9 protein-coding genes and 1 pseudogene are annotated in these 9,682 nt (G+C 52.9%); 5 read left to right on the forward strand and 5 right to left on the reverse strand.

Annotation, left to right across the window (positions count from 1 at the left end; translation table 11 throughout):
- Nucleotides 1–762: 762 nt before the first annotated feature.
- The 3 genes and pseudogenes from NL126_RS21910 to NL126_RS21920 form a co-directional block, all read right to left on the reverse strand.
- Nucleotides 763–1,635: pseudogene (locus NL126_RS21910) on the reverse strand (DNA polymerase domain-containing protein); the annotation flags it as partial.
- Between the two features lie 178 nt (nt 1,636–1,813).
- The gene (locus NL126_RS21915; protein ID WP_255198959.1) at nt 1,814–3,232 is read right to left on the reverse strand and encodes an argonaute/piwi family protein; all 1,419 of its coding nucleotides are present in this window, start codon (nt 3,230–3,232) and stop codon (nt 1,814–1,816) included.
- Nucleotides 3,229–4,653 (reverse strand): hypothetical protein, encoded by a 1,425-nt coding sequence (locus tag NL126_RS21920; RefSeq protein WP_255198960.1) that lies wholly within the window; start codon nt 4,651–4,653, stop codon nt 3,229–3,231. Before NL126_RS21920 ends, NL126_RS21915 begins: the two co-directional genes overlap by 4 nt.
- Nucleotides 4,654–4,765: 112 nt before the next feature.
- Here NL126_RS21920 and NL126_RS21925 point away from each other — a divergent pair, with 112 nt between their 5' ends.
- From NL126_RS21925 to NL126_RS21945, 5 genes are all read left to right on the forward strand, one after another.
- Complete coding sequence (locus NL126_RS21925; RefSeq protein ID WP_119712856.1) at nt 4,766–5,614, forward strand: hypothetical protein; 849 nt, start codon at nt 4,766–4,768, stop codon at nt 5,612–5,614.
- 161 nt (nt 5,615–5,775) lie between these two features.
- A complete protein-coding gene (locus NL126_RS21930; RefSeq protein WP_233547726.1) occupies nt 5,776–6,408 on the forward strand; it encodes a hypothetical protein in 633 nt (210 codons plus the stop codon).
- 91 nt (nt 6,409–6,499) lie between these two features.
- The gene (locus NL126_RS21935; protein ID WP_233547728.1) at nt 6,500–7,066 is read left to right on the forward strand and encodes a hypothetical protein; all 567 of its coding nucleotides are present in this window, start codon (nt 6,500–6,502) and stop codon (nt 7,064–7,066) included.
- Between the two features lie 57 nt (nt 7,067–7,123).
- Nucleotides 7,124–7,558, forward strand: coding sequence for a TRAM domain-containing protein (locus tag NL126_RS21940; RefSeq protein ID WP_119712859.1), 435 nt, complete (start codon nt 7,124–7,126; stop codon nt 7,556–7,558).
- Between the two features lie 152 nt (nt 7,559–7,710).
- Entirely contained in the window at nt 7,711–7,983 is a 273-nt protein-coding gene (locus tag NL126_RS21945) for a hypothetical protein (protein WP_119712893.1), read from the forward strand.
- Between the two features lie 85 nt (nt 7,984–8,068).
- On the opposite strand, the gene NL126_RS21950 is transcribed toward NL126_RS21945, so the two are convergent.
- On the reverse strand, nt 8,069–8,764 hold the full coding sequence (locus NL126_RS21950; protein ID WP_119712860.1) for a nucleotidyltransferase domain-containing protein: 696 nt from the start codon (nt 8,762–8,764) through the stop codon (nt 8,069–8,071).
- Nucleotides 8,761–9,435, reverse strand: coding sequence for a helix-turn-helix domain-containing protein (locus NL126_RS21955; RefSeq protein WP_255198961.1), 675 nt, complete (start codon nt 9,433–9,435; stop codon nt 8,761–8,763). Before NL126_RS21955 ends, NL126_RS21950 begins: the two co-directional genes overlap by 4 nt.
- Nucleotides 9,436–9,682 lie beyond the last annotated feature (247 nt).

The raw sequence follows: 9,682 nt of genomic DNA on the forward strand, positions 1-9,682 counted from the left end.
CGTTGTCGAGTTGTAACGGTTCGACGAAGCTCGCTGTCGTCGATCTTCCTCGATGACCCGGACCCCCCGTTTTCGTGTTGTAAGACGTTGGGGCGGTAACACACCTGGTTCGATTCTCCCATCCACCCCATTTTCGTGTTGTAAGGAGAAGGGAGTCGAAGTGAGTCTCGAAGCAAAATCCACATAATCTAGATTTTGTGAATGATGCTCTGGGTGATACGGTCTTACTCACACTCCCCGTTTTCGAGTAGTAAGCACCAGAATAGTAGCGAAAGAACGACGCTCGTAGGACCTGTTCACGAATGAGAGTAATACCGGGTTTCAGACATGGTAGCTGGTGAAGCTGATTTGGTGATCTGGAATGTTGCACCCTCTCCCCCCTTTTTCGAGTTGTAAGTCGATGGGAACAGGCCACACCAAACGCTATGTAACGAGCGTTGAGTTAACAGAAGTTGGCGTAGAGGCGATGAGACGTGATAGTACACGGGATCAGAACCTCGGACGAGATGAAGAGGTCATCTACTCCAGAGATCTCAATTGTCTAGCTGCAGCTAGACAATTTGTTTTCTTTGTCTCTAGTACGGTTGGGGTAAGGTAACGTGCAACATAAACCTTCGCATATCTAGCTACAAGTTAGAAAATGAAATACTCAGCCTCTCTATCGCGTATATCCGCCACAATCGGCTGTTTTGCAGTCCCTCTTGCTGTTCACCCCTCCCCGCCGTCACGAGTTTACAACTCGAAAAAGGGGGGAGGGGGTCGTCAGGTCCAGTCCGTGATACCGACTATATGTGTTCCGTTGAGTTCTCGTCGGATGTCGTTCCGATCCCAGTCAATAGGTGCCAGTATGCTCTCGACAGCTCGGACCAGCTGCATCTCGTAGTACGAGCAATCGTACGACTTGATCTCCTCGTGGGCCAACGCGACCCGGTCTCGCGAGGATTTCTCGTCGTCGACGACCACGTACTCGATATCCTGACCCGGGTGGACTGCCAGGTCCTGCTCGCGAGCCCGTTTCAAGGCGGCCACGTTCTGGGTATTCTGTGAGTAGCCTTCCAGGGGTTTGGAGACACGATTCCGCTCGACGAGCCGCTCTACTGCTACGTTGCCCGCTTCCAGTTCGTCGATTGCTCGTTCGAGACGCCCGAGCACCGCGTCCGGTGACCGCGTGGTATCGAGCCGGTTGAGACAGTCCCGCTGGATGTCCTCAATGAACGGCGGGGTTGAGCGCTGCCGGGCTTTGATGCCTCTGATCTTGAAGTCGTCGTCGCCGGCGACCTTTCCGAAGTACTTCGTCAGCGCGCCGGCGTCGCTCTCGCGCTGCGGCGCGAACGCCACCCAGTCGTAGTGAGCCTCGTGTTCGAGCCGAATTTCGACGCGCTCCGTAATCTCCATCGCGAGCGTCTCGAGGTCCTCGCGGTCCTCGTCGTCGACGTCGGGATCCGGCGTCACCCAGATGGAGTCGACGATGCCGTGGACGACCCGCCAGCCGCCGGCTTCCAGTCGCTGCTTCGCTGTCAGCAGAATCTCCCGAGCGAACGCGTTGATGGCTTCGTGGCACTCGATGCGGCCGAACTTTGCGTTGCTGAACCCTTGATAGGCGAAGCAGGCGACGAGTATCCACTTGAGAACACCCCCTTCAATGAATCAATCACTCTCGTGAGGATGGAGAGCAGGTGATTGAAGAACTACTCGGGACGGGTTCCCCTGAGGAGAAGCAAGCGGTTGAGCATATCCGCGAACTTTTGCGGTCCGCTGGTTATCAGTTGGATCCGATCTCTGATTCAGACGAATAAGCCTCTCACTCACCGACTCACATATAGTAGAAATACTGTGGCCGGACCTCTGAAATGGATTCAGTATCTACTTCGGAGAGGATTGTGCCGACACGCTTTGCAACACTCACGGTTGCTGGCATCCGGATTGCGTAGTCCGATGTATTCCAGTCGAGTTTTGTGAAAAATAGAATCTCCTTACATATCTCTAACGAGGGTGTCTCACAAATCTCGTCAGGTCGGATCTCAATCGGTGATGGTACTCCACTCCCCTGATAGGTCGTCTCTTCCGGGACATATCCGGATGTGTAGAGATAGTGGACGTCGTCATCAGGGACGCTCAGGAGGGTTCCCCGCATGGCGGGATAATCCGTAGGCGGGAACAACCTGACCTTTGGCCGCCTACGAACCCAGACTAGATCTAAATCGCGAACACCGTCTGTGGCATCAAGCAACCCTTCACGTTCTTCTTCCCAGAAGACAGATGGCTTATGTAGGACGAACCGGCTGGGACGTGTCCCTTTCTGAGCTTCGTAATATTCCAGAATCTGCTCACCTACCTGCCTAGCCGCCTCATATGAGAGGTGGGGAGATCCATTCTCGTCCTCGGTGATATCCGGGAGTGGATCACTCTGGAGGATAATATGGTCCCGTCCGTGAAAGACGTGAGCAAGAGCAGCTCGAATTACATCATCTCCTTCGTCTCGCTCTCTGTAGAACGAGAGCCCTGCGTAGCAGTGCCCATCTTCGATCTGCCGAGTTTTCCAGGGATGCCCTCGCTGTGACTTGTATAGAAGTCCAACTGTGAGATTCCAGGCCCGAGATGCTCGCTGTCGGTCAGTACGGATTGCAAGTGTGGATGGCTTAATCAGCTGTGTGGGGATTCGAGCCTCCATCCCGATCAGCTTGATTCGATTTCGCAGGTCAGAACCTTCCGACTGGATTCGCGCATGGTCCTGGTTCTCAGGAGTACACGCGTCCATCACTTCTTGCGGAATACAGACGATGATTGCGTTCGGCTGAACCGAATCCCGTTCGATTATCTCGATGTCTTTCCGCACTAGCTTCAGGAATCGCTCCATCCGATCTCTGGGGGTCGATTTACTCGTAACAGATTGGATGTCTCGTCGGCGAATTTGGCGTCTCCAACCCTTCTTTGCATTGATGGAGAGATTGAGCGGGGAACTCTTACCAAGGCCGGGATACGGAACCTGCCACGGATTATCACTCGTTCCTGGATGGATCCCGACCTCCATACCGTGAAGTAGTTCGGTCAACCGGCGGATCGAATCTCGATCGCCGATAATCCCGAGTTTGATTGTGTGGTGTCCTTCTTCATAGAGCCGTGGACCATATCTGATAAGGCCACGTTTGGGAGAGGTTTCAGTACCTCCTTCAAACTGAATCTCTGGCTCCTCGAGGTGACGAAGCGTGAACGGGGAATCTTCAGGCGTCATTGTTCAATTTCACCCGTGTTTTCGAGATCAGACGCTGACTCGATGAGCTCATCACGTTCGTCTCCGTCTTTGGGCGGGCGGACATTGAGGGACAGCGAGTCAACTCTGGTCACTTCGAGCTCCTTTACGACGGGTATCTTTTCACCCATAAATCGATCAAGCTGGGTCTGATCCGACATCAGCAACTCTTCCCAGACACGCAGCTGGCGGTCGTACTTACTATTCTGGGCGTGGAAACGATTTGGCGAGAAGTCGTTTTGGAGCCGCGATTTACGCTCGCCTGTTACAGGTCGACGACCGTCAGAAGTGAAGACTTGTGTGGGTAGCAGAACGTAGTAGTACTCTTCCGCATAGCGCCGCACTCGTACTTTGACACCACGATGGATGACATCGGGGTAGGAGTCTAACTCCTTTGCAACCCACGATCGACCTAGTTTTCGCTCGGAACCGTGCTGTCTGCGGTTTAGCTCCGGGTATACAGTTGTTCCCTTCTCACGGTCGATGAGACAATCGTTATCTCTCGCAACGAGAGTGAAAATTCCCCTGAGAAGCGATCTTACGGTGTTTTCACGCTCTTCCTCTTGAGCACCCGTTCGAAGGAACTCCTCGAACTCTCGTGTTTCGAAACGGTCCTCGTGTATGTAATGACGAGTAGACCCCGGAAGATGGTCCGGATGAACGAGCGAATATAATTTCCGCTCATGAAGCTTGATGGGAAACGCCTCGTTGTTGTAATTATAGACGCGAGCTGACTCGGCTTCCTCCGTCGTATCTATGATGTACAGTGTCTCAGGGTAGCGGGTTACCTGAAACAGATTCGTCGCATATTCTGTTTCCTCTGAAACTGGTTCGTACGAGTGAAGATATGGTTCGTACTGGAACCGTTCTGTTTTCTCGAGCTGATGAGCTTGTTGACGGAGATCATCGTATGTACCGACGAAAACATGGGTATCGATAGCAAAATCTCGGAACTCATCTACATCAGTATCATCTAGCCGATCTACGACCTCATCGTTGACGCTTTCTTTGAGTTTTTTGTAGAAGTCGACCAGTTTCTGATTATCGGTGACATCTCGATCGAACAGGGCTTTCCAGAGCTGGTCATTAGAAAGTGTCTCCGTAAAAATATAGAAATCAAAACGGTGGGGTTGGGGCTGTTTGATGTATTCGAGGAAATACCGGGCGAGTTCGTCTCTAAAATCATTCGGGCTGAGGCCTGTGGAATACGCTTTTGCCTCGGCTACCACTTTATCGCCCGTAGCTTTGTTCACAAACTGAATATCGTCAAGCGTGGAGTGGAAAGCTGAATCCCGCTCAACCATGTAATTCAGCCCTTCCATGTACTCAATGACAACTTCCTTATAGTCCTCCCCGCGTCGCGCCGTCCCTTCCCGCTCTTTATATAGATTGTAGATGGGCACGTTGTATCTCGTTACAAGGAAGTCTCGTGTGAATTACTTTTCCCTCAGTCGTTGGATAGTCTACTGGGATCCGACGATACTTCTATAATCCGAGCGGTATATATTGGGGATAATGAACCGCCGGGACTTGGGAACGACTCTGCGCCTCCTCAATCATGAACGAGGGGCTGCGGATGCGCTGCCGAAAAAGTCCCTTCACAAGCTCCTCTATCGTATTGACGTCAAATCTGCAGAGCAAGAATTGGACATCGAGATTCCGTATTATTGGTATCTCTTTGGTACTGTCTCTCCAGCAACGCCCTCGACTGTCCCCTCAGCCAGTATTAACGAGCCCGGACTTGAAGATCGCCTACGTTCTGTTGTCTCAGAGGCTCTCGCTGAATATTACGAACATGGATTAGAATGGCTCACAGACCGAATGTATGATGATGCACCGTATCAGGTTCAGCGGGATTTTCGGGAGTTAGATAAGAAAATACGAACGTTACATACGGAGTATCACGATTTCTTTGAGGTTGACCCAAGCAGAGAATCGGTACTCAGCTCCGTCCACGACACTTTTGAATCATTTCCAAACGACCGATTTCCGGAGTATGATCGACCACTAATCAAGTGGTATAACGCGGTCACTCGAGAACTCCATTCGCATTCTCCTGACCCCTCCAGATTGATGACGGTGAATGTAACGTTCTGGCGTATCTTTGCACTCGAGCTTGCTCAACGGCATGCCCAGGGAATGTCTCCGGAAGAGGTCCGTGGAAACCTCGGTATAACCTTGTTTGAGGAGGCTCGGAGTTCTGCGATCCAGAAACTTGACGAATTCGAAGAGGAAGACCTTGATGCGAAATTTTCTGGATTAGCGACCGAACTCGAATCTGAACGGAGTGCAGCTGACGAACTTGTTGCTCCGATTCTTGAATGCCGGGGAATTGCGCACGAAGATCTCCATCCGGGCCAATGACTCGATACTTCGTAGACACTAACGTCCTCATTGGACTCACGTTTTCTCACGACCGGTGGTCCGTAGAAGCAGAGCGTATCCTAGACGGTCATAACACGCTCTTCACGAGTGAGTTTGTAATCTACGAGTATTGCAGCCGTGCACAAGGAGCGCCTCGAGTTGTGTCCGACCCCGATCAGCTACAAGTTGACCCTGACGATACCGATGGCGTGTTCGGGACCGTTCTTGAAGACTTTCAAGAGAATGTTGAGGATAATATCCCAATGTACAATCGAGAAATCGATTTACAGCGCTACGATGGGCTTTCCTTTGAGAGTATCTTAGAGATTTTCTTCGATAATATTGAGGTTCGAAGTCAGGCCAAGCCACACTTTGTTCGGCACTTCCAGAACTACTTCTCCTCGCGTGAAATCACCCCACGGAATGCAAAACGGTGTGTCGAAGACCTTCGAGATCGTGTTCTCCACGACGCAAAGGAGCGGAAAGACGCACTAATGGATGCTGTCCACGTCATGTCCTCAACTTATGACGATCAGGAGCGCGCTCGCGGTCTAGTCAAGGAGCACATCGGAATTCAAGAGTCCCGGATTCCTCCTGTAGACTCTCAGTGGCTTCTTGACGCAATAGGGCTTGCAGAACGCGATGTGCTTCACCGTGTTGTGACCGGAGATAAGAAAGACATCGTCCGATATCAGCAACAACTGACGTCATTATTTGATGTTTCAATCCTCTATATTTTGGATGAGTTTCATACTCGTTCCCAAGTCGGTCAGGATTCACACGAAATCTTCTGATTACGCAACGACTGGTTAGAAGGTATACTGTCGCCGGAGCTGAGGTCCACTCTGACAGGAAGTACTTATGGGTGCCCTCCGGACGAAGCGTATGGGACTCTTTGAGACCTTATTTAGCTCATCCACTGGGGACACTGACCCTCAGGCACAGCAACCGAGTCAGCACGAAATCTTCCCCGAGGACAAGTACAATGTCGCATACGCTGTAGCCGCTCGGCGTGAAGAAATTCGGGCGTTAGAACACCTTCTAGAAGCGGATCAGACCTCACCTACCGCCTTGGAGGCTGAGCCTTTCCTTCAGGATATAATCGAAGATATGGAGCGGGATCGGGAATACTCCCTCCGCCTTCGCACCTCTGGAGAGGAGCTCGTCGACGATATCCGTGAACTCATAGAGCATTGGGACAATCAGGTAGATGAGCAGATAGGGACGATTTGGTGGCCTATCGGAGCAGATACGAGGTTCAGGTTGTACCTCCATTATCTGGAACTCCGTGCTGACGCGGAAGATGACCAATTTTCGTTCCCGGAGTCTGCTGGACAGGTTCACACTCTCGTCCAGCGTGGTCTCAGTGCAATAGAAGATGATGACGACTCGAAGCTCGCTGTAGTCCATAAGCGAGACATTCCTTGGGAAGAACCAGCTGAGGACAGCTGATCCAGTTCGCTCCTTCTCAAAGAGACCGATTAATTGTATCCAGTATCAAACCCAGTTATGGTAGAAATATCAGACTCCCTGTGTTCGCTTTTCACTGCGAAAATTAAGGAGGAGGATGGAACTTTCGTCATCGAGATTCCTCCGAGTGAGATCAAGCACGGGGCGCTGACCGGTGATGAAACGTATCGCATCGCTCTCCTTGATTCCTCCTCCGAAGCTGAATCAACATCCCCACAGCCCCCACGGCATCCCGCCTCTCAGGGGAGCACGAGCCATGATTCATCTGGTCCTCCTGTTGATGAGGGAGAAGTGCGCGACGTGACAATCGAAACCGTCGGTGATCAAGGAGACGGTATTGCGAAAGTCGAACGGGGGTACGTCGTGATCGTTCCCGGCGCTCAGCCCGGCGACGAGCCAACAGTCGAAATCGAACAAGTTCAGGAGAACGTCGCGTTTGCGAGCATTGTCGATAGCGATCCGCGAGCACTCTAACCTGTTGTCCCTTCTGTGGGTCGGTCTTCTTCTCGGTAAACCATCGGTGTGAGAAGGCTCCGTTCGCGTTTGTCTGATGGAGGTGGTTCTGAAAGTCACATTTTCTTCACGCGCTCGCGATGGCACAACCCTCCAAAGCCGAAATACAATCTATGACAAAGGAACCGATTGAGGTACTTGATGATCTGGCCAACCAGGTCGCCGATGAGTTCGAGGCGTATAGAGAGCCGGACGAATTCAAGGATGTCTCGCTCGTGATTGAGAACAGCGACGAGGAGCGTCCGACGCTAATCGTCCACGTCGATAGGGAGGATGCGGAGGCTCTTGCCGACCGCATTGATGAGTTCCTCCGCGAGCACGGTGCTCGTACTGAACGGGAACGACACTCAGCTACGGATGTCCGTGTGTTAGCGACGGTCGACTGACAACCACTCCTCCAATTTTTTGACTGACTGCAAGCACCGCTGAAGGGCCTTATCTTCACTTCTGGTCAAGGGAGTCCCGACCCATTCAGCTCAGGTGGTCAATCTGTGCAGACAGATACTCTTGGAGAGCGGTGACCGTTTCTTCTGAGACAGCTGAGGCCCCGAAGTCACTCCGAAATCCGTGCTTGAGTTCGTCGCTCTCCAAGATATCCAGTCCACGCTCAAGTTGCTCCCGTAGGGCATTGTCGTCCCCTCGCCGCAGATGGGGCGTGACAGCGTTGAGGTCGATCTCTTCAGCCACTGCCAGGACGTCTCGGAGGTCCGTTTCTCGGCCACTGTGGAGCTTTGCCGCCACGAGGACGGCCCCATCGATGACTCTGGCCGTCGTCGTCACTGTGCCCCCGCTCACCTCCTGTTGGTGGCTGTGGTCGTACAGGTAGTCGAACGACCACTGTGCCTCCGTCTGGCGACACCCGAGTCCGTTTACAAGGAGATCGAAGCCGATCGGCTGCTGCGGCGTGAGCCGCTTCTCGTACTCGATTACTTCGGTGTCGTAGAACCATTTCTTGGCGTGACTGTCCGTTTCCTCGAATCCCTGCTGTTCGAGGAACTCGACGAAGTCAGCCTTGGAGTCCGGCGCGACGACGATATCGAGGTCCGTGGAGAAGCGAGCATTGAACGCTGAGACAGCGTACCCGCCGACGAGAACGTACTCGTGGCCCTCTTTGGTCAGCTCTTCGAGCAGTTCGATGAGGGCGTCACTTCGGTTGTTGAAGCTCATGGCTGTGCCCGTTCGGTCTCTCGATACGTGACGCCGAGGTCGAGGTCCTCGTACATCCGGTCGAGCATCGCGAGCGCCGACTGGAACTGGGCGTAGTTCTCGCGCATATACTCGATTGTCTCTGCTCTCGGGATCACCGGGTACCCTTCGACGTGCTCGATATCGAGTGACGCGCGTGGCTCGAGGACAATCTGCAGCGGTCCGTCCAACTCGTCTCGGGGCTGTCGTTCGAATGCAGTGTGGAGGCCGAACGACTCGAAAAACGTCTCCCAGGCGTCGATGTCCTGCTCACGAACAGCAAGGAACAGCGGATAGTCGTCGGGCTCGCGACCGACCTGGTAGCCGCCTTGGGTCCACACGTAGACGGCGTCGATCCGGGTAAATGCGAACGGCCAGGCACCGAACTGTGGGATGACGTAGGATTCCTCGATGGTGGGTGGACTGACGCCGGCGCTCGCAGCGACGAGCTCGCGGGCTGCGTCGCGTACGCGCTCGTCGACGACAGTGAGGCCGTCGTCATATGAAACGTAGCCTGCGTCTTCGAGTCGGTTGACGGCCTGTCTCACCGTCTCGTACGGCGTGTGGAGGTGTTGGGCGACACGACGGATGGAGTCACCACTCTCGATAGCGAGGATAACCTGCGCCGCGGTGTCGTCGAGCACCTCGTACATCTGGTGGTTACCAATAATCCGGTAACAGTTAAAAGTCTTACTAGATGACGGGGTAGAACGGCTCTGCCTGAGTTCTATCACTCAGGACTCTCCCATTGAATGACTGATGAATGTAGGTCTCATAGCCAATTTGCAAAATGTGGATAATGTAGATAATGCAAATTGGGCTTCTTCAATTGGTTCGTGTGGGTGGCAAAGATTGCGATGAATACGTATGAAATGCTGATAATCTAAATTATGTGGATTG

This window comes from Halorarius litoreus, assembly GCF_024362405.1.
Classification (GTDB): domain Archaea; phylum Halobacteriota; class Halobacteria; order Halobacteriales; family Haloarculaceae; genus Halorarius; species Halorarius litoreus.

Coding starts and splice junctions, on each gene's coding strand:
- NL126_RS21915 (WP_255198959.1), bottom strand. CDS start 3,232: ATGACGCCTGAAGATTCCCCGTTCACGCTTCGTCACCTCGAGGAGCCA.
- NL126_RS21925 (WP_119712856.1), top strand. CDS start 4,766: ATGAACCGCCGGGACTTGGGAACGACTCTGCGCCTCCTCAATCATGAA.
- NL126_RS21935 (WP_233547728.1), top strand. CDS start 6,500: ATGGGACTCTTTGAGACCTTATTTAGCTCATCCACTGGGGACACTGAC.
- NL126_RS21940 (WP_119712859.1), top strand. CDS start 7,124: ATGGTAGAAATATCAGACTCCCTGTGTTCGCTTTTCACTGCGAAAATT.
- NL126_RS21945 (WP_119712893.1), top strand. CDS start 7,711: ATGACAAAGGAACCGATTGAGGTACTTGATGATCTGGCCAACCAGGTC.
- NL126_RS21950 (WP_119712860.1), bottom strand. CDS start 8,764: ATGAGCTTCAACAACCGAAGTGACGCCCTCATCGAACTGCTCGAAGAG.
- NL126_RS21955 (WP_255198961.1), bottom strand. CDS start 9,435: ATGTACGAGGTGCTCGACGACACCGCGGCGCAGGTTATCCTCGCTATC.